The 22,883-nt window shown below is 68.0% G+C and carries 22 protein-coding genes; 3 read left to right on the top strand and 19 right to left on the bottom strand.

The features are described from left to right. From KBI44_07655 to KBI44_07630, 6 genes are all read right to left on the bottom strand, one after another. Nucleotides 1–596: hypothetical protein (locus tag KBI44_07655; GenBank protein MBP9144341.1), on the bottom strand; the 596-nt coding region annotated here is incomplete at its 3' end. Nucleotides 597–1,079: 483 nt separating this feature from the next. Then, nucleotides 1,080–1,472, bottom strand: coding sequence for a hypothetical protein (locus KBI44_07650; GenBank protein MBP9144340.1), 393 nt, complete (start codon nucleotides 1,470–1,472; stop codon nucleotides 1,080–1,082). 128 nt (nucleotides 1,473–1,600) lie between these two features. Next, on the bottom strand, nucleotides 1,601–2,173 hold the full coding sequence (locus tag KBI44_07645; protein MBP9144339.1) for a hypothetical protein: 573 nt from the start codon (nucleotides 2,171–2,173) through the stop codon (nucleotides 1,601–1,603). Between the two features lie 92 nt (nucleotides 2,174–2,265). Further along, nucleotides 2,266–3,234: a TIGR01777 family oxidoreductase gene (locus tag KBI44_07640; protein ID MBP9144338.1), complete on the bottom strand. Its 969-nt coding sequence runs from the start codon at nucleotides 3,232–3,234 to the stop codon at nucleotides 2,266–2,268. A gap of 142 nt (nucleotides 3,235–3,376) precedes the next feature. Then, on the bottom strand, nucleotides 3,377–3,703 hold the full coding sequence (locus KBI44_07635; GenBank protein ID MBP9144337.1) for a sel1 repeat family protein: 327 nt from the start codon (nucleotides 3,701–3,703) through the stop codon (nucleotides 3,377–3,379). A 4-nt stretch (nucleotides 3,704–3,707) separates the two neighbouring features. After that, entirely contained in the window at nucleotides 3,708–4,124 is a 417-nt protein-coding gene (locus KBI44_07630) for a hypothetical protein (GenBank protein MBP9144336.1), read from the bottom strand. Between the two features lie 372 nt (nucleotides 4,125–4,496). On the opposite strand from KBI44_07630, the gene KBI44_07625 reads away from it, so the two are divergent. From KBI44_07625 to KBI44_07615, 3 genes are all read left to right on the top strand, one after another. After that, nucleotides 4,497–4,934 (top strand): DoxX family protein, encoded by a 438-nt coding sequence (locus KBI44_07625; GenBank protein MBP9144335.1) that lies wholly within the window; start codon nucleotides 4,497–4,499, stop codon nucleotides 4,932–4,934. A 436-nt stretch (nucleotides 4,935–5,370) separates the two neighbouring features. Further along, complete coding sequence (locus tag KBI44_07620; protein ID MBP9144334.1) at nucleotides 5,371–6,147, top strand: transposase; 777 nt, start codon at nucleotides 5,371–5,373, stop codon at nucleotides 6,145–6,147. Between the two features lie 526 nt (nucleotides 6,148–6,673). Continuing rightward, nucleotides 6,674–8,275: a VCBS repeat-containing protein gene (locus KBI44_07615; GenBank protein MBP9144333.1), complete on the top strand. Its 1,602-nt coding sequence runs from the start codon at nucleotides 6,674–6,676 to the stop codon at nucleotides 8,273–8,275. Between the two features lie 547 nt (nucleotides 8,276–8,822). On the opposite strand, the gene KBI44_07610 is transcribed toward KBI44_07615, so the two are convergent. The 13 genes from KBI44_07610 to rpoZ all read right to left on the bottom strand — a co-directional run bounded on the left by KBI44_07610 (nucleotide 8,823) and on the right by rpoZ (nucleotide 22,857). Then, entirely contained in the window at nucleotides 8,823–9,866 is a 1,044-nt protein-coding gene (locus tag KBI44_07610) for a VWA domain-containing protein (GenBank protein MBP9144332.1), read from the bottom strand. Between the two features lie 112 nt (nucleotides 9,867–9,978). Continuing rightward, on the bottom strand, nucleotides 9,979–10,659 hold the full coding sequence (locus KBI44_07605) for a hypothetical protein (GenBank protein ID MBP9144331.1): 681 nt from the start codon (nucleotides 10,657–10,659) through the stop codon (nucleotides 9,979–9,981). A gap of 13 nt (nucleotides 10,660–10,672) precedes the next feature. Continuing rightward, entirely contained in the window at nucleotides 10,673–11,899 is a 1,227-nt protein-coding gene (locus KBI44_07600) for an ABC transporter permease (GenBank protein MBP9144330.1), read from the bottom strand. 288 nt (nucleotides 11,900–12,187) lie between these two features. Then, a complete protein-coding gene (locus KBI44_07595; GenBank protein MBP9144329.1) occupies nucleotides 12,188–12,883 on the bottom strand; it encodes an ABC transporter ATP-binding protein in 696 nt (231 codons plus the stop codon). A 5-nt stretch (nucleotides 12,884–12,888) separates the two neighbouring features. Further along, a complete protein-coding gene (locus tag KBI44_07590) occupies nucleotides 12,889–14,160 on the bottom strand; it encodes an efflux RND transporter periplasmic adaptor subunit (protein ID MBP9144328.1) in 1,272 nt (423 codons plus the stop codon). Between the two features lie 27 nt (nucleotides 14,161–14,187). Further along, the gene (locus KBI44_07585) at nucleotides 14,188–14,916 is read right to left on the bottom strand and encodes a YIP1 family protein (GenBank protein MBP9144327.1); all 729 of its coding nucleotides are present in this window, start codon (nucleotides 14,914–14,916) and stop codon (nucleotides 14,188–14,190) included. 96 nt (nucleotides 14,917–15,012) lie between these two features. Continuing rightward, nucleotides 15,013–16,644, bottom strand: a complete 1,632-nt coding sequence (locus KBI44_07580; protein ID MBP9144326.1) for a TolC family protein — start codon at nucleotides 16,642–16,644, stop codon at nucleotides 15,013–15,015. Between the two features lie 59 nt (nucleotides 16,645–16,703). After that, entirely contained in the window at nucleotides 16,704–17,780 is a 1,077-nt protein-coding gene (locus KBI44_07575) for an ATP-binding cassette domain-containing protein (protein MBP9144325.1), read from the bottom strand. Then, the gene (locus KBI44_07570) at nucleotides 17,777–18,814 is read right to left on the bottom strand and encodes an ABC transporter ATP-binding protein (protein ID MBP9144324.1); all 1,038 of its coding nucleotides are present in this window, start codon (nucleotides 18,812–18,814) and stop codon (nucleotides 17,777–17,779) included. Before KBI44_07570 ends, KBI44_07575 begins: the two co-directional genes overlap by 4 nt. 11 nt (nucleotides 18,815–18,825) lie before the next feature. Continuing rightward, nucleotides 18,826–20,370, bottom strand: a complete 1,545-nt coding sequence (locus KBI44_07565) for a leucyl aminopeptidase (protein ID MBP9144323.1) — start codon at nucleotides 20,368–20,370, stop codon at nucleotides 18,826–18,828. Then, nucleotides 20,371–21,039, bottom strand: a complete 669-nt coding sequence (locus KBI44_07560) for a uracil-DNA glycosylase (protein MBP9144322.1) — start codon at nucleotides 21,037–21,039, stop codon at nucleotides 20,371–20,373. Between the two features lie 298 nt (nucleotides 21,040–21,337). After that, entirely contained in the window at nucleotides 21,338–22,633 is a 1,296-nt protein-coding gene (coaBC, locus tag KBI44_07555; protein MBP9144321.1) for a bifunctional phosphopantothenoylcysteine decarboxylase/phosphopantothenate--cysteine ligase CoaBC, read from the bottom strand. Beyond that, nucleotides 22,630–22,857, bottom strand: a complete 228-nt coding sequence (rpoZ, locus tag KBI44_07550; protein ID MBP9144320.1) for a DNA-directed RNA polymerase subunit omega — start codon at nucleotides 22,855–22,857, stop codon at nucleotides 22,630–22,632. Before rpoZ ends, coaBC begins: the two co-directional genes overlap by 4 nt. Nucleotides 22,858–22,883: the final 26 nt, after the last annotated feature.

Here is a 22,883-nt window from a genome sequence, read left to right as displayed (position 1 = left end):
CCGAAGTCGTCGAGGAAGACCGGATCGACGGTGCCGAGGTAGAGGCGGTCAAGGGAGAAGCTGTAGCTCGAAACCGCCGGGTCTTTCGTTCGCATGAGAAAGCGAACGGAGTGGGTCGCGCCGTCGACCGCGCCGCCCATCGCGAGATTCAACCAGATCAGCGGCAGCGGGCCATAGCCGACCGTCGGCATCTCGACCTCGCCGGCGCTGCAGTTGGCATCGGTGTAGGCGAGCAGGCCAAAATCCGTCGTGGCGACCGCGGTCGAGAACAGGACCCGGACCCGCATCCAGGCCATTCCCAGCGGCACGACCGGGACGCAGGACCCGCTGCTCTTCACCGTCACCGTCCACTGCCCGGCCACCAACTCCGGCGTCGAGGCGACGGCGACGCCGGAGTTGACGCAGGCGTCGACGTCGAGGCCGCCATTCCAGGCGAGAGTGCCCTCGCTCGTCGCCCAGCCCGAGATACCGCTGTCGAAGTCAGGATTGAGCAGACCGTTCGCCGCCGGGAGCGCTCCGGCACCGGCCAGGAAGCTCGCCACAGCCGCTGCCACTGCAAACGAAAACCGTCGCACTGCACGTGGACTCGGGGACATGCTCACCTCTTCCCTGGGATTGGGCCTTTCGGCGCTGCCTATCCGGTCGACAAACTCCCCGCCTATCGCCTTCGCCGCAGCAGGCACGGCAGAGGCGCGGTCACGCCGAGAGCGCCGCAGGAGCCAGGATGGAGTTGCGAGATGAAGGAGCCAACCGATTCCCACCGCATTGCGGACTTGCGCAATTCCGTGTTCAGACCTGGCTCGCCGGGGCCCGATGCCCCCTAGCTGCCCAACCTCTGCCCCGCTTGCCTCGACTCCGCCGCTAAGACTCGCCCGCAGACGGGTCGCACAGCGCTCCGCGCCGCACAGGGCGGTCTCGAGGCCAAGAGCCTCCTGGGAATCGGGTGGCACCTCTTCGGCAGCCAAGCGCTACTCGAGAATCGGGTCCTCTTCAGCACCTCTTCAGGAGCGCGTGCCGTCGAAGCCCAAGACGGCGAACCGATGATCGCCGCCGAAAATCGGCTGCACCTCTTCGGTGGCCTAGGATTCCCTGTTGGCGGACGGCTGCGACTTCGCGCCGCCGATACTGCGCGCTCGACTCCAGAAGAGTATGGCCAGCAGCAGGGCGACTGTTGGGAACAGATAGCCGATGGCGTAGCCGCGAAAGAGCCGATCTGTGAACAGCCCAGGAAGATGCCCGACGTCGAAGTTGCTGAGCCAAGCCAAGGAAACAGAACTGCTAGTGACTGCCAGCAGAGTGAGGCCGATGAGCCATGCAGCGTCGCGTCGCCCGAAGTCGAGCCGACCAACCCGGCGCGAGACCACCCACTGTATGCCGCAATAGAGGAGAACTGAACCTCCGGCGACATTAGCCAAGAGCGAAAGCAAGCTGACGTACCACGGTTGCCAAAGGCAGATGAACTGGAACTCCATTCCCTTGCTCTCCTCGTATTCTGGACGCCAGCGACGGGTGCTCGCCGCCGCGCACCCGCGCTTTCGAAATGAGTTCCTGTTCGTACTGCGTCCAGAGTGCCACCCCCGCCCCAAACAGGCGCGGGGCGCTAGAGATTGCGAACGAACCAGAGCTCAACGGCGTCGAGCCCGTTCTCTACCAGCCGGCCCGAAATCTCGCCGAGAATCGCCGCCCAGGCGCCAACGCGCGCCCAAACGCTGGCTCTCGTCAGCGTCGGTGTACAGGTCGAGCACCCCGAATGCGGAGCCCCGGGCTCCGACCAGAGGAGCGTTCCCGGCGCAGTAAACCGTAGCCCCGTCGCACCGCTACCCCCGGGACAAACGTAGTCAAAGACCAGACCCTCCCCCACCACCCTGGCGCCGCGAACTTCGCAGGAGGGACCGAATCGGACGGCGAGGGACGGGCTACTTCCTCCCTCCACCTTCGCCTTCAACACGACCTGATCTGCGTACCAGCTGCCCGCGAAGCCCGCGATGACGTCGGCCGGTCCCTCGAGCGGCATCTCCTGCAGCTCCCCGCTCCGCGCCTCGTAGTCCGACTGAAGGGTCACGACAGCGCAGGCCGCCAGCAGCAGAAGCAGCACGACAGCGACCGCAGCGACCCGCAAGCCGACGCGCAGCCAGCGGACGAACCGTGAGCGTCCCTCAGCGGTCGTAGACACGATGCACCTGGATCTCCGGTACGAAATCCACTGCAATGGTGGCAGGTGATGGGCTTATTTCCAATGGGGACTGTGCCAATTTCCACCCACCCTCACGCCTGCGCTCGGTCCCCGAGTCGGTGCCTCGCCTGGGAACAGAGGTCCTTGACCGCGCTTTGCCAATCGGGGAACCGGAAGGAGAAGCCCGACGAAAGAAGGCGGCCCGGGACGACTCTTCGACTCTTCAGGATGAGCTCGGTTTCGGTGCGGAGAAAGATGGCGCCGATTTCGAGCATCCAGGCGGTCGCGGGGAGGCCGATCCGCGCGCCCCAGGCGCGGCGGAGGTCTCTCATGAAGTCGGCGTTCGGCAAGGGATTCGGTGAGGAGATGTTGACCGCGCCGGACAGCTCCTCGTGGGCGATGAGCCAGTCGATCGCGGCGACGAAGTCGGCCTCGTGGATCCACGAGACGAACTGCCGTCCGCTCCCGCTGGTGCCGCCCAGGCCCTTCCGCACGAGGCCGAGCAGGGTGTCGAAGATGCCGCCACGATCCGGGCTCATGACCATCGCCGAGCGCAGGGCGACCTTGCGGGTGTGCGGAGTCGGCGCCTGCTCGAGCGCCTCCTCCCAGGCCCGCGCCACTTCGGTGCTGAATCGCCATGTATCCGGCGCATCGACCTCATTGCCGCCGACGATTCCCGCGAGCTCGTCGTTGGTAGCGTCGAATCGGTGCGCGTAGATCGTCGCCGTGCTCGACTGAAGCCAGACCTTCGGCGGCTTCCTGGCGGCGGCGACGGCCTCACCGACGACACGAGTCGAATCGACGCGCGAATCGAGAATCTGCCGACGGTTCTCTTCTCCGTACCGGCAGTTCACACTGCGTCCGGCAAGATTGATGACCACGTCCGCCCCGTCGAGCTCTGCCGCCCAGGGTCCGAGGCTCCTCGCATCCCACGAAACCACCCGCCACGGAGCCTCCTGCGGCCGCCGGCTGAGCACGACGACCTCCTCCCCGCGCGCCTGAAACGCTCGCGCGAGCAGCGTCCCGACCTGCCCGGATCCCCCTGGAATGACGATTTTCACGGTTTCCCTCACGATCTTCAGTGCCTACGGAACCATGCGCTTGGACGCTGCACTACAGCGGCGGTGGAGGTGAGCGCGAACGGCACCGCACGGACGAGGAACCGGTGATCGCTCACTCTCTGCTCTCGCCAGCTTCGCACCTTCATGCTGAAAGGTCTCCCCTCGCCTCGAGGTCATGGAGCAGTGCGGCGGCGCTAGCGTGGCCCTTCGCGGCAGCCCTTTCGAGCCAGAGAAGCGCCTCAGTTCGATCCGCGGCAACGCCTTCGCCCAGGAGCAGCATGAAGCCGAGGTCGTACTGCGACTCGGGATCGCCACGGTGCGCCGCTCGGAAGTACCACCGAATGGCGAGGGCGTCGTCCCGGCGGGCCCCTTCGCCCGTAGCATGCATGGCCCCGAGCTGATGACAGGCAAGGTTGTCCCTCAGGAGCCAACCTCGAAAACGCAGCTGCCATGGCGACGTCAGAGACATCGAGTCACCTCCAGGTCGCAGCGACGTCCTGATCCGCTGGAGCCAGCAGCTTGGGTCGCCGAAACTGGCGAAGTGAAGGGAACTCCCCAGCAAGCGGCTCAGACAGGGGCTCTTCCTGTGGCGCAGTGCGCTCGTGAAACTCAGCGTCCACGGGTGCGAGGAAGGACTGGATCTCGGCTCCGAGGCGCTCTGGAACGAGCCCGACGATGCGATCCAGCTCGTCGCGCAGATCGACGTCGTGCTCGAAGGAGGTCCGCGCCAGCGGGTAGCCCTTGCGCAACGATGCGACGGTCTTGACCCAGCCCTTCAGGAGCTCGGGCAAGCCGTAGCTCGAAGGAAAGCCCCACTCCTCGCGAAGCCCTTCCAAGGCGCGAGTCAGATTCTCTCTCTCGACCTCGCCGACCGGTGCCGGAATTCTCACGGTCGCTCCATGATAGCCAAAGGTGACTCGGGCCTGCGGAGTTGAGGGCTACCAGAAGCGGTCCGGGGGCAATGTCGAAGACCCGCGGCCGATTCCAAGTGCCACCCGATTCCCGCGCTGGCAGGAAGTCTACGGGGAATCGGATGGCACTCTTCTGGGTAGTCGTGCCACTTCCGAAAATCGGGTGGCACCTTTTCAGCACCTTTTCGAGACGCCCCGTCGCAATCGGCCAACGACCGAAAATCCGATGGCACCTCTTTCGCGCAGCCCGTGCTGCCAGTATGCTCCACCGCACGCTCACTTCTGGGCCGTGAAGCCGCGGGCGACGCGTGCGACATCCGGCAGCGCGGCAGCGACAGCATCGAGGGAATCATGGCCGAAATGAACGAGCGCGTTCCTCGCTGGGCCTGGTTGGTATTGCGGGTCTGTGTCGGTCTGCCGGCGATCGCCAGCGGCATCTTCAACGCGATCAACTGGGACGCTTCGAACGAGTTCAACTCGATCTTGCTCGGTGGCGCTGCCCCGGTCCTGACGATCCTCGGCATCGCGCAGATCCTGGCCGGTCTCCTGATCATCACCGGATACCAGCTGCGGCTCGGCGTCGCGATCATGCTCGCGTTCTGGATCCCGGCGACGATTCGCCACTTCCTCGCTGCGCGTGCGCTGGTGGGCGACGATCCGCTCGTCATCCTAGCGAAGCGCGGCCAGTTGTCCTGCGTCGAGAAGAACGTCGGCCTGATCGGCGTGATGATCTTCCTGTTCGTCGCCGACCTGCGCGTCCGTCTCACTTCTGGTACTAGTAGCCGTTGAAGAGCGAGTACTGCTGGTCGCCGGGCGTCGGGTCCTCGGTCTGATCGCGAACGATCGCGATAAAGCGCGCCTTTCGCCTGCCGCGCAGAAGTGCCAGCCGATTTTCACTGCGAGTCTTCGTTTCCCTCGCGGCGCAAGATCTCCCGACCCCTTTCCGTCTTTCGCGTGGTCAAAGGTGCTCAAAGGTGCCACCCGATTCCCATGGCCAGTCTTCCTGCGCCAGGTGGTGCGAGATTGCCGGTCCATATTCCGTCCTGACGTTGTATGGCACGACGACTACGCTACGTACCCCCCGGCGGGGCGCTGGTCGAGGTCACCTGCCGGACGATCCAGGGCCGGCTGTTGATGCGACCTTCGGCGCTTCTCAACGACGCCATAAGCGGTGTGCTGGCCCGCGCGGCGCGCCTCCGCCTTCATGCTGTAGACAGCGGTCGAGGTGCACCTCCCCGTGTTCCTCTCGAATCACTACCACCTGCTCGTGAGCGTTCGGGACGCCAAGCAGCTGGCCGCCTTCATGAACTACCTCAACTCCAACCTGGCGAGAGAGGCCGGCCGTCAGGTGCGCTGGCGGGAGAAGTTCTGGGGTCGAAGGTACCAGGCAGTTCTGGTCTCGAACGAGGAGGCGGCCCAGGTGAGCCGACTGGCCTATCTCCTGGCTCACGGAGTCAAGGAAGGTCTCGTCGATTCGCCGCTCGACTGGCCCGGCGTCCACGGTGCCCGCGAGCTCGTCGAGGGCAAGCCCATCACCGGCCGCTGGCACGACCGGACGCTCGAGTCCAGGGCACGGCGCAAGGGTCTTGCACCCGACCCGGAGGAGTTCATCGTCCGCGAGGAGCTCACGCTCACTCCACTCCCCTGCTGGAGTTCGCTCGACCCAGAGACCTATCGCGCTCGCATTCAGGCCGAGATCGAGGCGATCGAGACCTGGGGTCGGCAGCGCCAGAAGGAGACCGGCAAGGCGCCGCTCGGCCGCGACCAGGTCTGCCGCCAGGATCCACATCACGAGCCCAACCGGCTCAAGAAAGCCCCGGCACCGCTCGTTCACGCCGTGGCGCCGGAAGTTCGCCGAGCCCTGCGGCGCGCCTACTTCACCTTTCGCGACGCCTTCCAGCGAGCAGCACGTCTGCTCCGCGACGGCGCGACCGACGTCGTATTCCCTGAAGGAGCCTTCCCCCCGGCCCCTCCTGCCAGAATCGCTGCACGAAGCGGCTGAGGTTTGAACGGGAAACCGCTCGACCTACAGACTCAAGAGAGAATCCCGTCCGTCCTGTGGCCGAAGGCTGTCCGGAGTCGCGCAATTTCACGTTCAGAGCCGACTCGCCAGGGCTCAGTGACCTCCCCGCGCCCCAACCGCCGCCTCACTCGCCTCGACTCCGCAGCCAAGACTCACCCGAAAAGGAGTTGAACAGCGCTACACGCCGCAAAGGTCGGTCTCGCAGCCGAGCGCCCCTCGAAAATCGGAAGGCACCTCGTCAGAAGGCACCTCGTCAGCCAGCCAGCTGAGAATCGGATGGCACCTATTCCCAGCACCTATTCCCAGCACCTATTCCCAGGTTTCGTAACCAAAGTGAGGATTCGCACCTCGCCTTTCTCGGTTCCGAGGGCCATGCCGCGATGATCGACTTCACCTCGCCGGCGCCCTCCATCGCGCCGGCATTCCAACTTCAGCCGGAGCTGCAGAGGGGGCCTCGCCAAGCGCGGGGCGCCGAAAGCGCCTCTGGCGACGAAAGAGGTGAATCATGGACACCACCAGGTTTCGAGCCTTCCGCATTCTGATGTTCGTTGTCGCGCTGTTCGGTCCTCCCGCGATGGGAGGCGCACAGCTCTTCGAGGTGGACGAGACGCTCCTTGCCGGTCCGGGCGCGCCGCAGGCCGCCGCCCGCCAGGGAGCGGCCCTCGTCTCCGCCGACATCGACGGCGATGGTCGCGCCGATCTTCTCGTCGGCGCTCCGTTGCGCGACCAGACGGTGTTCGCCGAGGCCGGCGTCGATGCCGGCGGCGTCGTGACCTTCGGATTCACTCCGGACCGGGCGGTCACGATCGGTCCGGAGTTTCAGACACACGGCAGGGGACACCGCCGAGGCTCCGCGATCGCCCTCGGCGACTTCGACGGCGACGGCGCTCCAGACGTCGCGAGCGGCGCCCCGGGGGCGGGGGTCGGGAATGTCGAGGCCACTGGACTCGTGATGATCGAGATGAGCTACGCCGGCGCGGTGGAGAGGTTCTTCCTTCACCAGGACACCGAAGGAATGGGCGGCCAGCGGGAGGCCGGTGACGAATTCGGCGCTGCGCTCGCGGTGGGCGATTTCGACGGCGACAGTTTCGACGATCTCGCGATCGGCGTTCCGGGAGAGGCCGTCGACAGTGTCAGCGATGCCGGGGCCGTGCACGTCGTCTATGGCTCCGCCGATGGGCTGGAGGCCGAGGGCAGCCAGTTCCTGCTGCTGGGCGAGGGCGGTCTGCCCGGCGGGTCCGGCCTTTCGGACCTGTTCGGCTTCTCCCTCGCCGCCGGCGATTTCGACGGCGATGGGCGAGACGATCTCGCGATCGGTATGCCCGGACACGATCCGCTGGCCCCGGTGCAGAAGTTCAACTCGGGCAAGGTGCTCGTGGTGCACGGAAGCTCGATCGGTCTCGTATCCGACGGGTTTCTCTTCCTGGACGAAGGGGATCTCGCCAACGGCGTCGAGGAGGAGGACGATCACTTCGGATGGGCGCTTGCGGTTGGCGATTTCGACCGCACCTCGGCTTGTATGGCGGCCGAAGACTGCGCGGACGACCTGGTGATCGGGATTCCCGGCGAGAATCTGGGCGACGACACGCGTTTCGCCGGCAAAGTGATGATCGTGCTCGGCGACGAAGGATTCGGCCTTCGCGTCGCCCATACGATGAACCTCACCACCGCTTCGATGGGGCTCACGCCGCTGCGAAGCGCGCACTTCGGCGAGGTTCTGGCGACCGGCCGACTCGGTGCCGACCTCTCGGACGACCTCGCGATAGGCGAGCCGTTTCGGCGCGTCGACAACATCGACTCAGGCGCCGCGCACGTGGTGTTGGGCGGTCCTCAGGGTCTGTCGGCGATCCGGCGCCAGACGATCGTTCCGGCCCCCGGCCTGTCGACGTTTCCAGCCCGCGCCGGAGACGACTTCGGAGCCGCCCTCGCCATCGGCGATTTCGACGGCGACGGCACGGGAGACCTGGCGATCGGCGCGCCCGGACGCGATCTCGGCGCCGGCGGCACACTCGAAGAGGCGGGCGCCGTGCAGGTGCTCTTCGGCGCCCTGTTCGCGAGCGGTTTCGAGGGCGGCACCACGACCCCGTGGATCACAGTCTTGCAGTAGGCACGATCTTCAGCGCCGGGGACCCCGGCGCTCTCGCCTCGCCCCCCCCGGGCACTGGCCCGTCCCAGTGCTCGGAGGAAAGTGGCGTGAACGCCATTGTCAACGAGGACAACGATCGCATCCCAGCCTGCTGCCGAGGTGCCAGCGGCAGAGGGGCTGCAGAGGTGCTACCCGATTCCCACGGCGAGTCTTATAGGGCCAGGTCGCGCGAGATTGCCGGTCCAAATTCCGTCCTTACGTTGAATGGCACGACGACAACGCTACGTGCCCGCCGGCAGGGCGCTGGTCGAGGTCACCCGCCGAACGATCCAGGGCAAAGTACCCCCCTCGCGCCCCAGCCCTCGATTCACGCGCCTCGACTCCGCTGCCAAGACTCGCCCGACGAGCAGTTGAATAGCGCTCCGCGCCGCAAAGGTCGGTCTCGCAGCGAGGCACCTCTCGAGAATCGGGAGGCACCTCTTCAGCACCTCTTCAGGGTGTTACAGCCTTCTCCTGTCGACCTCCTATTCGGGGGCACCTATTCCCAACAGAACATATTCCCCACCCTTCACTCGGACGTCTTGGGCTGAGAGCGCTTGCGGACTCTGACCTGCACTTCTGAGCTCTGGAGCGCCGCTGAACTGGGTTCGAAGACGACGGTCCATTGGCGGTCGAGGAGGGAGCGGACAGTGTTGAGCTCTCGAGTCCATTCGGCGTCCGACCGGGCGATAAGGAAGCCTCCTCCGCCGGCTTTGAGGCGGCCGACGAACTTGTCGCGGGCCATCGTGGCTGGCGAGGTCAGGGAGTCCGCGGGAACGTCGATGGGTCCGCGGGTCGGGTTGGCGGGGTCCCGGTCGCGAAGACGGACGCTGGGGATGGTCGACGACACGTCATCGGAACAGGCCCACTCGCCCGAACCTGTCGGCTTGCAGGTCGTGTTGCGGCAATCTCGGCGGCCAGGAGCGATCAGGACGACGGGAATCGCCAGGTTGGCGGCACGATGGAGGATGCGCTCGCCGGCGTCGTCCTCGTTCAATGAGTCGCAGCCGTCGGACGCGACCAGCAAGACGGCGCGGGGGGAGGAGTTCCGAAAGTGCGATAGCGCTCCGTCCACGCCATCGAAGAATCGGGTGGGCCGAACTCCTGGCCGGTCGTCGATCGACAAATTCGCGATCGAGCTCAGCGAAGTGTCGAGACCTTCCGTCACGAGCTCGATTCGATCCGAGAAGCTCACGATGAATACACGGTCGGCCGCGGATAGCTCCGATCGGATGAATTCGCGGAGCGCGCTCTTCATCGACTCCAGGTTCCGTTGCATGCTCGCCGAGAGGTCGAGTGCAATGCCAACTTCGATCGCGCTGTCGGGCCCACCCAGAACCTCCCGAACGGCCTGATTCGTGCCCTTCCACGAGACCTGGACGTCGGAAGACTGTGGCCGAGCCCCTTCATCCTTTACGGTCAGGCGCGCGAAACCCGTACGAACGTCGATGAGCTCCCCGTTCGAGGCCTGCCCCAGGGCCGGCGGTGCGCCATGGAAGAGCAGGACGAGCGCGAACGAGAACAGCGCCAGGAGAAGCCGCAGTCGCTCGCGCCCGAGGCGCCGATCTCTCATGAAGCTCCCTCCCCGCTTCATTTTATTCGCCGCAAGGAGGATCCCGAGGGGACCTGAGCGGCCGGACGCGAGGTCCGCGAAGGCGTCCGGCTTCAACTTTTTATGGGTCGACTCAGCGAACAGGAGGCTCGGACATTCGCGCGAGGACGCGGTCAGCGAAGGCTTCGCACTGGGCGCGGATGTCAGGGGCGTGGCGGGCGAAGTGCTCGCGGCCGGCTGCGAGGGCGGCGTGGGTCGCGGCGGCGTTGCCGGTGAGGAGGGGGAGGATCGCGCCGACGTAGAAGCGGCCGGGCATGGTGGGGTTCGGCTCGATCTCGAAGGCGGCGGGCAGGGTCGCGAAGGAAGCCAGGGGGCGGAGGCGTTCGAGAGCGGTGCGGATCGCCTGGTCGATCTCCTCGACCTCTTCGACATCCTTCCCGCTGCGTGCGTCGCTCCCCTCCTTCCTGACACTCTCTTTGTTCTGGGCGTCCCCGGCCTTCCCGTTACTCGCAACCTTCCCTTCGCTACGGGCACTCCAGGAGCGGTAGGTGCCGTCGAGGACATAGCCGACGTTCGAGGAGACCGTCGCGCTTCCGGGGAAACTCGGAACCTTCATCAGCTCGGCGCGGGCGGACTCGATCGCTTCGCTGCGCAGTCCTACCCAGGGGGCGATCCCTGTCGCCGTGCCGAGCGTGCCGGTGTCGACGTAGAGCGACCACTCCGGGTCGAGCGTCAGCAGGTGCTTGCCGCCGTCGATACGTCGGAAGCCTCTGGCGCGGAGGCGGTCCGAGATCGCTTTGCGGAGCGTCGGCACCTTGGCGAGTTCCCTACTCGTACCGCAACGCGTCGATCGGATCGAGACGACTGGCCTTCCCCGCCGGATAGATCCCGAAGAAGATCCCGACCACGGCGCTGAAGCCGACGGCGATGAGGATGGCCCAGAAGGGGACGTGGGCGGGGGGCCAGTCGCCGGGGAGGAGGGAGGAGACTAGGGCGCCGAGGCCCCAGCCTGCCGCGAGACCTATGCCGCCTCCTACCAGGCTCAGGGTGACGGCTTCGATCATGAACTGGACGAGGATGTCCTGGCGTCTGGCGCCAACGGCTTTGCGGACGCCGATCTCTCGGGTGCGCTCCGTCACGGAGACCAGCATGATGTTCATGATGCCGATGCCGCCGACGAGGAGGGCGACGCCGACGACGGCGCCGATTACCGTGGTGATCATGCCGAGGATCGAGCCGACGGATTTCAGGATCTCGTCCTGCAGCATGACGTCGAAGTCGTTCGGCTGGCCTTCGGCGATCTTGTGGCGCTGGCGCAGGAGCTGCGTGATGCCGTCCTTCACCTGATCCACCGAGGCGGCGTCGACGGCCTGGAGCCGCAACTGGATCTGGTCGCCGGCCGAGCGGCCGAGCAGATTCACCGCCGTGTCGAACGGGATGAAGACCAGGTCGTCCATGTTCTGGCCGAGCGCCTGGCCGCGCTTCTCCATCACGCCGATGATCGAGACCGGCAGCGAGCCGACGTAGACCTCCTTGCCGACCGGATCCGTGAGGCCCAGCTCCTCCGCCACCTTCTGGCCGATCACCGCGACCTTCCGCCGGTGCACCATGTCCACCCGCGAGAAGAACCGCCCCTGGTCCACCTCGTGGTTGTTCACCTCCGGCCAGTCCTGCGAGACGCCGAAGAGATACTGCACCGTGTGCTGGCGCTCGCCGTACTTCACGAGCTGCGCCGGCGCGGCGATGAGCGGGGTGATGAGGCGGATACCGGAGATGCGGTCGCGGATCGCCTGCCCGTCATCCCAGGTGAGCTTCACCTGACGGGCGAGGACCCCGGGACCCTGATTCTGTTCCACCTTCGGCAGCACCATCACGTACGTCGCTCCGACCCCCTGGAGCTCCTTCGTGATCATGAACTGCAGGCCCTGGACGATCGAGACCACCGCGATCACCGCCGCCACGCCGATGATGATGCCGAGCGTCGTCAGCATCGAGCGCATCTTGTTGGCGCGCAGGGCGCGAAAGGCGATGCGGATGTTCTCGGAGACGACCATGGCTCAGATGACTCGGCTGGCTCGGGTAGCTCGAAGGGCTTGGGTGGCTCTAGTGGCTCGGATGGCTCAGTTACCTCGGCTGGCTCTGATGGCTCGGATCGCTCAGGTAGCTCAGATAGCTCTGGTGGCTCGGATAGGGCGGATGGCTCCTATGGCTCGGATGGCTCGGATGGCTCAGTTACCTCGGCTGGCTCGGATAGCTCAGTTACCTCGGCTGGCTCGGATAGCTCGATGGGTTCAGGGTAGCTCGATGGCCTCGAAAGTCCGCGCCCTCTCCCTTACGGAGCCTCAGACCGCCGCGGCCCGCGCGGGCTCGCGAACGTCCGACTGCACCTTGCCGTCGCGCAGGACGATCTTGCGGTCGGCGTGGGCGGCGATGTCCGGCTCGTGCGTCACCAGGATCACCGTGTTCCCCTGGCGGTGGAGCTCGTCGAAGAGATTCATGATGTCGGTCGACGTCGCCGTGTCGAGGTTCCCGGTCGGCTCGTCGGCGAGCAGGATCGACGGGTCGTTCACCAGCGCCCTGGCGATCGCTACGCGCTGACGCTGGCCGCCCGAGAGCTCGTTCGGCAGATGGTGCGAGCGGTCGGTGAGTCCCACCCGCGCGAGGGCGCGCTGGGCGCGCTCGCGGCGCTCCTTGCGCGACACGCCGGCGTAGATGAGCGGCAGCTCGACGTTCTGCAGCGCGTCCGTGCGGGCGAGCAGGTTGAACGTCTGGAAGACGAAGCCGATCTCCTTGTTGCGGATCGCGGCGAGCTCCTGGTCGTTCAGCTTCTCGACCGCCGTGCCGTTCAGAATGTAGCTGCCGGTCGACGGGGTGTCGAGGCAGCCGAGGAGGTTCATCATCGTCGACTTGCCGCTGCCCGACGGGCCCATGATCGCCACGTACTCGGCCTTGCCGATCGTGAGATCGACGCCGTTCAGGGCATGGACCTTCTCGGCGCCCATGTCGTAGACCTTGTGCACGTTCTGCAGCTCGATGATCGACATCAGTCGCTCTCTTCCTTGTCGTCGGTTCCCGAATCGTCGGAATCGCTGGAGTCCTTCTTGCTTTCGTTCTTCTCGAGCTCGGGAGTCGTGACCCGCACCGCGTCGCCGTCCTCGAGCTTGCGCAGCGCGCGGTACGGTCCGGTGATCACCTGCTCGCCGCCGGCGAGGCCGGAGACGATCTCGACATCGGTCGAGTCGGAGATGCCCGACTTCACCGGCACGCTCTTCGCTTTGCCGTCCTCCACGACGAAGACCACCGATACCGGCGGAGCCTTGCGCGCCGGGCCCTTGGTATCGCCGTCGCCGGGCTTTCTCTCGACCACCGACTGGATCGGAACCGCCAGGGCGTCGGCGTGGGTGCTGACCTCGATCTCGGCGCGCGCCGACATTCCCGGGCGCAACGAGTCGTCCGGGGCGTCGAACAGCACCTTCGCCTGGAAGAAGGTCACGTCGGGCTGCGTCGGCTTCGCGTAGCCGGAGCTCCCGATCTCCACCACCCGGCCGGTGTACTCGCGGTCGGGAATCGCGTCCACCTTCAGGATCACCCGCTGTCCGGTGGCGAGGTGCACGACCTCCGTCTCGTCGACGTCGATCTCGGCGAGGATCTCCGACAGGTCGGCGATCGTGCCGATCACCGAGGCCGGGTTGTTCATCGTGCCCGAGACCACCACCTCGCCGACTTCGGCGTTCAGGGCGATCACCCGGCCGGAGAGCGGCGCGTAGATCGTGGTCTTGCGCAGATCGTCCTCCGCCTTGACGAGCATCGCCCGGGCCTGCGTGACCGCCTCGCGCGCCTGCTCCACCGAGAGGTCGGCGGAGGTCCGTCGCAGCCGGGCAGCCTCCAGCGCCTCGACCGAGGCGATCCCCTGCGTCGAGAGTTGCTCGGCGCGCGCCAGGCGTACGACCTCGTCGGCGGCCGAGACGATCGCCTGCTGCTCGGCGGTCTTCGACATCGCGAGCTGAGCGCGCGCGTTGTCGCGCGCCGCGAGGAACGCCTCGCGCTCGAGCTCGAGGAACGGCGCTCCGGCGGCGATCGCGGCGCCTTCCACGGCGTAGAGCTTCTCGATCTTGCCGATCACGTGCGCCGAGATGTTCACCTTGATCCGCGGCTGGATCTGGCCGCTCGACTTGACGCTCTGGGTGAGCTCGCGGCGGCTCGCGGTCTCGACGTAGACCTTCTCCCCCGCCTGTTTGCGGCCGGAGAGGAGGCTCGCGAGCAGGATCCCCGCGAGGACGACGACGCCGCCGGCGATCAGAAGCCCGCGCTTCATGCCTTTGCTCCGTTCCGGCCCATGGCCTCAGAGTGCGGCAAGGCCGACCTTCCCGGCGACGACCACCGCCCAGAGGGCGATCACGACGCCGAGCGCGGCCGCCTTCGACACCTTGCCGACCACCCGATAGCCGATCGCGAGCAGCGCGATCGTCCAGATCGAGAAGAGATCGATGCTCCCCAGCAGGGCGACCAGGACCTTGCCGGCCGACTCTGGAGCGAACGAGGCGAGGTTCGAGTGCAGGAAGCCGCCGCTCTGGACCTCCTCCATCGAGAGCTCGGCGCGCGACATCACCACCGGAATCGAGAGCAGCGTCGCCAGCAGGAACGGCATCATGCCGTGCACGGCGACCGAGAGACTGTGGCGGAAGTCGATATCGCTCCCCATCAGGCGAAAGACCACCAGGAAGATCGCCGCCATGAGCATGTAGACCGCCGGCTGAAGCACGAGCTGCGAGGCCGTCCCCACCCACTTGAACTTCTCCGCGATCTCCACCTGCTGCTCGAGCTGCGCCGCCGAGATCTCCTGGCCGCTGTCCTCGATGGCATCGCGCATCACCTGCTTCATGTCCAGCCGCGGCGTGACGATGACCGAGAGCGCCAGCGCCGCGGCCACGAGCAGCAGCAGCGCCGGCAGCCAGTGCGGCCGGAGGGCGAGGGCGCGAAAGGTCTTCTCCGGCGCGAGCAGCACGCCCCAGATCGACTGCACGGCGCTCACCTCCGGCGTCGCCGACTCCACCTGTTCCGGACTGTTCATGGATGAGATTCCTTTCCCGGGAATCGTGCCCCAAAACCGCTGGTGCCGGCAAGGCCACTCGGAGTGGCCCGGCCGGCACCCTGACCTGCGGCGGCGTCAGTCCGCGATGGAGACGTTCGAGCTCGCGAGCAGTGCCCCGGTCGCCCGGTTGTACTCGACGAGCGACTTGCGGTACCCGGTCACCGCCGCGACCTGGCGATAGCGCGCCGCCGTCAGATCGTCCTGCACCTGCAGGATCTGGTAGGCGGTCGACAGGCCGTTGTCGTACTTCTTCCTCTCGGCGTCGAGGTTCTTCTCCGCCAGCCGGGTCGAGACCTTGGCTGACTCGAGCTGCTCACGGGAGGTCTCGAGGCCGCGCACCGCCGCGCGGACCTCCGTCGTGACCCGCAGCTCGAGCTGCTTTGCGGTGTCCTTGCTGGCCTCGACCGCGAGGTCAGCGATCGCCTTGCGGGCCCGGGCGGTGCGGTTCTGGATCGGGATGCCGAGCTCGAGGCCGACCGACCAGCCCGGGAAGTCGCCACCGGTGACCTGCTCGAAGGCGTCGTCCCATCCGCCGGGGATGGTGGTATCGATCGACCCGTCGGGATTGCGGATCACCACGTCGCCGCCCAGGCCCGAGAGGCCGTAGGTGGCGCGCAGATCGAGGCGCGGCTTGGCATCCTGCGCCAGGAAGGTCTGGTCGAGGGTTGCCGACTGGATGCGCAGCTGCTGGCTGACGATCTCGGGCCGCGAGCCCAAAGCCACGCGGATCGCCTCCTGCAGGTCGACTCGCGGATGCTCGATGATCGCCTCGGTGTCGGGGACGATCGTCTTCGACCAGGCCTCGCCCTGATCGACGTTGAGGTAGAAGAAGAGCAGGTCCTCGGCGTCGCCGACGACGCCCCGGGCGCGGATGATCGCCTCCTGGCGGGTGGCGATCTGGGCCTCGCTCTGCACGAGCTCGAGCGGGGCGAGCGTGCCGACGTCGACGCGCACCTTGTTGTTCGAATGCAGCTCTTCGGCGAGCTTCAGGCTCTCCTCGGAGACGGTCAGCGCATAGCGCGCCGCGACCAGATTCCAGTAGGCGTTCTCGACGTTCTGGATGGTCGAAATGACCTCGAAGACGAACTGCTGGTACGAGAGGTCGCTATTGACCCGCGCCACTTCGATCCCGTACTCGGTCGCCGAGCGTCCGAAGCCGCGCAGCAGGGGTTGCGTGAACGAGAAGTCGAGACCGCTGTCGAACGACGGGTTGAGCAGCGAGAAGCTCGAGTTGGTCTCGAAGCGCCCGTTCGGGACGCTCACGCCGAAGACGCCGCCGGTCGGAAAGAGCTGCGACCCGCCCACCGTGAGGCTGGAGCGCTCCTGGATCTGGACGTCGGCGCCGTCGAGGTTCGAGGCCGCCGGGTTCTCGATCTTCTGGGTGAAGAGGTCGGCGAGAAGATTGAAGTCGTAGATGCCGGTCGCCTGCTGGATGCCGAGAGTCGCCTGCTCACGGTAATAGCGCTGGGTGCGCAGGTTGAGGTTGCGGGAGAGCGCGAGCCCCACCGCCTCTTCGAGCGTCAGGTGGATCTCCTCGCCCTGGACCCGAAGCTCGGCCATCCCGACCTCCGGTCCGATAGCGGTTTCGATCGTGATCGGCATGCCCGCATCCTGGGCGGCGGCCGGGGTACCCGGAACGGCCGCGGCGATCATTGCGGCGGTGACGAACAGCGCCATTCCCAGCGGAGCGCCGGTCTGCCGGCGCAATCTATTCTTCTCTCGCACTCGAATCGTCATGCGTATCCTCTCCATTCGCGAAGTTTGCGTCACAGTTCTCTACGTCCGTTGGCCAGAAAAGTTCCATCGCCGGGGCGAGATTCCGGCGCCGTTCGCTGAACGAGGGCGGCCTCGCCCGGGTAGTGGCAGGCGACCTTGCGCTCCCCCGCGCTCCCGAGGAGAAGGGGCCGTTCGCTCCGGCAGCGCTCGGTGGCGGCGGCACAGCGCGGGTGAAAGGGGCAACCGGGGGGCGGATCCGAGGCGCTCGGGGGCTCGCCCGCGGGGACCCGCCGGAGCCTCAGACCGCCGGCCGCGCGCACCCGCGGCACGGCGGCGATGAGGCTCGCCGTGTAGGGGTGGAGCGGCGCGGCGAGGAGCGCCGCCGCCGGGCCCTCCTCGACGATGCGGCCGAGGTAGAGCACGGCGATCCGGTCGGCGATCTGCTCGACCAGCGCCAGATCGTGGGCGATGAACAGCATGGCGATGCCGCGATCGCGCTGCAGGTTGGCGAGCAGATTGACGATCTGGGCGCGGACCGACAGGTCGAGCGCCGAGACCGGTTCGTCCGCGACCAGGAGCGCCGGCTGCGAGGCGAGAGCGCGGGCGATACCGATGCGCTGGCGCTGGCCGCCGGAGAATTCGTGCGGGTAGCGTCGCGCGGCCTCGGCCGGCATGCCGACCTCGGCGAGCATCCCGGCCACCTGCAGGGCGCGCTTTTCGCGCCGCTCGCCGCCGCTCGCGCCGCTGCCCGCGGCCAGGCCGTGCACGAGCAACGGCTCGAGGAGCGCGTCGCCGATCCGCATGCGCGGATTGAGCGAGCCGTACGGGTCCTGGAAGACGACCTGGAAATGGCGGCGCGCGCGTCGCAGCTCGCGGGGCGGAAGCGCGAGGAGGTCCTCGCCGCGGAAGCGGATCTCGCCGCGGGTCGGTTCGATCAGGCGCACGATCATCCGTCCGAGCGTGCTCTTGCCCGACCCCGACTCCCCCACCAGGGCGACGGTCTCGCCGGCTGCGATGTCCAGGTCGACCTCCGCGACCGCGGCCACCGCGCCCAGCCGGCGCCGCAGGAATGCCGAACGGATCGGAAACTCCTTGGCGAGCCCGCGGACCTCCAGCAGGGAGCTCATCCGCCGGCCTCACCGTGCAGGAGCCCGGGCAATCGCAGGCAGCGCGCGCCGTGCCCGGCGCCGAGATCGACCCACGCCGGGCGAACGGTTGCGCAGCGCTCGATGCGGGCGCCGCAGCGCGGCGCGAAGACGCAGCCTTCCGGAAGCCGGTCGGCTGCCGGCACCTGCCCGGGGATCGCCGGCAGCTCGCCCCTCGGCGCCGGGTGGCCGAGCACCGGAATCGAGGCCAGGAGAGCCCGTGTATAAGGATGCGCCGGCTGCGCGAAGAGCTGCTCCGCGGTTGCGGCCTCGACGATCTCGCCGGCGTACATCACCAGCACCCGGTCACAGCTCTCGGCCACCACCGCGAGATCGTGGGTGATCAGGAGGATCGCGAGTCCGAGCTCGCGCCGCAGGCGCTCGAGAAGCTCGAGGACCTGCGCCTGCAGCGTCACGTCGAGGGCGGTCGTCGGCTCGTCGGCGATCAGCAGCTCGGGGCCGGCGGCGAGCGCGATCGCCAGCATCGCGCGCTGGCGCTGGCCGCCCGAGAGCTGATGAGGGTAGTCGCTCAGGCGGCGCGCCGGGTCGGGAATGGCCAGCAGCTCGAGGAGCTCGAGGGCGCGGGCCCGGGCGGCGCGCGCGGAGATCCGGGCTCCGGGGGAACCGTCTTCGCCGTTCTTCCGGTGGGCCCGGATCGCCTCGCAGATCTGGGTCTCCAGGGTCAGGACCGGATTCAGCGCCGCCATCGGCTCCTGGAAGACCAGCCCGATGCGGCCACCGCGCACGGCGCGCATCGCCCGTTCATCGAGCTCGAGGAGATTCCTGCCGTCGAGCAGGATCCGGCCGCCCGTCACCCTGCCGGGAGGGGGTACCAGCCCGAGGATTGCGAGCGCCGTGAGGCTCTTGCCGGAGCCCGACTCGCCGACCAGGCCGACGATCTCTCCGCGCTGCACCGCGAAGCTCGCACCGCGCACGACTTCGTACGGTCGGGGATCGCCGGGAAAGCGGATCTCCAGTCCGGCGACCTCGAGCAGCGGCGCGGCGGGGGGCGGCATGCCTGGGGCCGTCAGCGGGGCTTTCGCCGGCGGGCCTTTGCCGGCGCTGTCCGCGCGGCCGCGGCGCGCGCGCGCAGCCAGTTCACCGTCAGGGCGACGGCGAAACCGGTGGCGCCGCGCGTTCTTCTGCCGTCGCCGCCGACGTAGGCCGGGCCGGCGATGTCCAGATGCGCCCACTCGCCGACCTGGCCGACGAACTGCGACAGAAAGGCCGCCGCGGTGCAGGCTCCGCCCCAGCGGCCGCCGGAGTTCTTGAGGTCGGCGTGGCTCCCCTTCATCTCCGCGAGGAACTCGGGCCAGAGCGGCAGGCGCCAGAGCCGTTCGCCGGCCGCTCCCGCGGCGTCGAGGAGGCCCGACGCCAGGCCGTCCGAGGGCGAGAAGAGCCCGGCTCCGGTCGGACCGAGGGCGACGACGCAGGCGCCGGTGAGGGTCGAGTACTCGACCATCGCATCCGGGTTCTCGCTGGCCGCCCAGGTGAGCGCGTCGGCCAGAACCATCCGGCCTTCGGCGTCGGTGTTGAGGATCTCGACCGTCTTGCCGTTGGCGCAGCGAACGATGTCTCCGGGCCGGTAAGCGGCGCCGTCCGGCATGTTCTCCGCGAGCGGCAGGTAAGCGCGCAGGCGGACCGGCAGGTCGAGCCTGCTGGCGGCTTCGAGGATCCCGAGCACCGCGCAGGCACCCATCTTGTCCCACTTCATCTCGTCCATCTGCGCCGCCGGCTTGATCGAGATCCCGCCGGTGTCGAAGGTCACGCCCTTGCCGACCAGCGCGACCACAGGACCCCGCCGGCCGAGATCGATGCGGACCAGCCGGGGAGGATTCGCGGAGCCGCCACCGACGGCGAGGATGCCGCCCATCTTGCGCCGCTTGAGCTCCGGTTCGGCGAGCACGCGGATGGCCGCTCCCCAACGCCGGGCGTGGCCACGCGCCTGCCGTGCGATCCACTCGGGCGTCGCCTGGTTGGGCGGCGTGTTGCCGAGGTCACGCGCCAGCGCGACGCCCTCGGCGATCGCGCTGCCCAGGGCGACCCCGGACTCCCAGGCCCGGCGCCAGGCGGCAGGGACGGCGAGCGTCGCCGCTTTCAACCGGGTATCAGAAATCCGCGAAACGCGGGAACCTCGGGGCGGGGACGCCAGGAACAGATCGAAACGGTAGTCGGCGAGCGCCAGCCGACGTGCGACACGCTCGGCCGCAGCTTCGCCGAAGAACTGATCGTGCTCGGGCAGGACGAGGCCGAGGCTCGTCGCCTTCGAGCTCCGCGCCGCCGCGATCGCCTGCTCGACGAAGGCGTTCGCGCGCTCCACGGTGAAATCCGCGCTATTGCCCAGGCCGACGAGGGTGAGCGTCCGGCCTTTCGCCCCGAGTGGAATCTCGGCGGTGCGCTCCGCCTCGCCGGTGAAGCGCAGCGCCTGCGAAAGGCCCTTCGCGGCGCGCGCCCCGTCGGCTCCGAGACGCGCAAGGTCCGCCTCCCGGTCGGTGAAGAGACCGTGCACCACCTTCTCGCCGGCGATTCCGCGGCCACGGGCAAGCTCGACCTGCACCAGTTTTCTGGTCACTTATCCACCCTCCTCTGGCGCTGCCGGCACCTGCGAGGGGCCGCCGCCGACCGCGACGCTCCCCGAGCCACTGGCGAGCGCCGCCAGGTGGTCGCGCACGAGTTGCATATCCTCCCACGTCGGCCGCTTGTAAGCGGCGTTGCGCAGCAGCGCCGCCGGGTGGTAGGTGACCCGCACCGGGATGCCGCCCACCGCGTGCCACTCGCCGCGCAACCGGGTGAGCGAGAAGTCGTTGCCGAGCAGCTCGTGCGCGGCGATGCGGCCGAGCGCGACGATCACCGCCGGGCGCACGAGGTCGATCTGGCGCTCGAGATAGCCACGGCAGGCCCGCACCTCGTCCGGCTCCGGATCGCGATTGCCCGGCGGCCGGCACTTGACGATATTGGCGACGTAGACGGCGTCGCGTGCCAGGCCGATCGCCGCCAGAATCTTGTTGAGGAGCTCCCCGGCGGCGCCGACGAACGGCACTCCCTGCCGGTCCTCTTCGGCGCCCGGACCCTCGCCGATGAGCATCAGCCGGGCGTGCGGATCGCCGCTCGCGAAAACCGTCTGCGTCCGCGTCGTGCAGAGCTTGCACTGCCGGCAACCGGAGACCTGCCCAGCGAGCGCCGCCAACTCCGCCTCGACCTCGGCCGCCGGGCGGCGGGCAGGAGCCGCTCCGCCGCCCATGCCGCCGATGCCTCCGACACCGCTGATACTCCCGGCATCGCCGACGCCGCGCGGCGCGTTCGGAGGGTTCGGAGGGTTCGCGGCTGGCGCGCCACCGCCAGCGCTCGCCTTGGCGGGCGTCGCGCCCGGCACCGCCCGCGAAGGACTCGCAGAGGTGACGGTCACAGCCCCTTTACTGAGATCCTTTGCTTCTCTTTCGGGAGCGGCTGCTCGTGGCGATTGCGCGCCCGACAGCGCGTCGGAGCCGGCTGGCAAATAGAGATCGCTCCAGCCGATGTCGGCCAGATACTGCAGCAGCTCAGCTTCGTCCGGACCCGGCTTCACGCTTCGCCTCCGGCAGGACGGGGACCTCGGCGAGCGCCGCTTCGAAACGATCGAAGAGTGCGCTGGCGATCGCAGCTTTCGGCCTCCGGGCGAGGACCTCCGGCGGGGCGTCGCGGCGGTGGATCGTGACCTCGTTGTGCTCGGCGCCGAAGCCGATGTCGGCGCGCGAGATGTCGTTGGCGATCAGGAAGTGCACCCCCTTGGCGGCGAGCTTGCGCATCGCCTCCGCCGGCGCGAGCGTGCTCTCGGCGGCGAAACCGACACGCAGAGACTGCGGAGCGAGTCGCGGCAGGGAGGCCAGAATGTCGGGATTCTCCACCAGGACGATCTCCGGCGTCCCCTGATGGCGCTTGATCTTCTCGTTCTCGTAAAGGGCCGGACGGAAGTCGGCGACGGCCGCCGCCATCACGATCAGATCGGCCGCGCCCGCATGCAGGCCGACGGCGCTCTCCATCTCGAGCGCCGTCCGGACGTCGTGGCGTTCGACTCCGGCTGGCGTCGCGAGAGCCACCGGACCGGCGACGAGGATCGTCCGGGCGCCCCGGCGGACCGCCTCGGCGGCGAGAGCGAAGCCCATCCGGCCGCTCGAACGGTTGCCGAGATAGCGCACCGGGTCGATCGGTTCCTGGGTCGGCCCGGCGGTGATCAGTACGGTCCGGCCCGCGAGGGTCTGCGGCACGCGGGTCGCTTCGCACGCGGCGACGATCGCGAGCGTCTCGGCGAGGCGACCGATACCGATCTCGCCCGAGGCCAGCGCGCCGGAGTCCGGCCCGACGAAGTGCGCGCCGGCCCGTCGCAGGCGCTCCACGTTCTCGGCCAGGGCCGGCTTCTCCCACATCGCGCTGTGCATCGCCGGAGCCAGCACGAGCGGTCCGCGGAAAGCGAGCGCCACAGTCGAGAGGAAGTTGGGGGCCAGGCCGAGCGCCAGAGTGGACAGCATGTTCGCGGTCGCCGGAGCGATGCAGAGGACTTCCGCCCAGGCAGCGGCGGTGATGTGCTCCTCCTGGCCCTGGCGCCCCGGCTCGAGATACTCCTCGCCGTGGACCGGGTTCCCGGACAGCACTTCGAGCGTGAGGGGACTGACGAAACGGGCCGCCGACGGCGTGACGGCGCAGCGGACTTCGTGACCACGCTCGCGCAGCCGGCGCACCAGATCGGCGGCCTTGTAGGCGGCGACTCCGCCGCACACACCGAGCAGGATCCGGAGACCGCGAGGAGCGCCTCCGGGAGCGCCGGCCGCGGCAGGCGCCCCGCTGCCCGCCGGACTCACTCGGTCGGTTCTCCCGCGACGACCTCCACCGGCTCAGGAACCGGCGCCGGACCGTAGTCCCAATCGACGAGGTTCTCGACCACTTCGCGCATCGCCACCCGCGAGGGCTTGCGGTTCGGCATCTCGACCCGCGGCTTGGCGCCACGAACGAGCTGCTCGGCGCGCTTGGCGGCGATCAGGATGTAGCGGAAGGTGCTGTCGATGCGGTCGGGAATCTGTTCCATGAAAGCTCCTCGGCGATTCCACCTCC

This window comes from Thermoanaerobaculia bacterium (assembly GCA_018057705.1).
Taxonomy (GTDB): Bacteria; Acidobacteriota; Thermoanaerobaculia; order Multivoradales; family JAGPDF01; genus JAGPDF01.
Note: the sequence above shows the minus strand (reverse complement) of the source record. Positions and strands in the feature narration are given on the sequence as shown.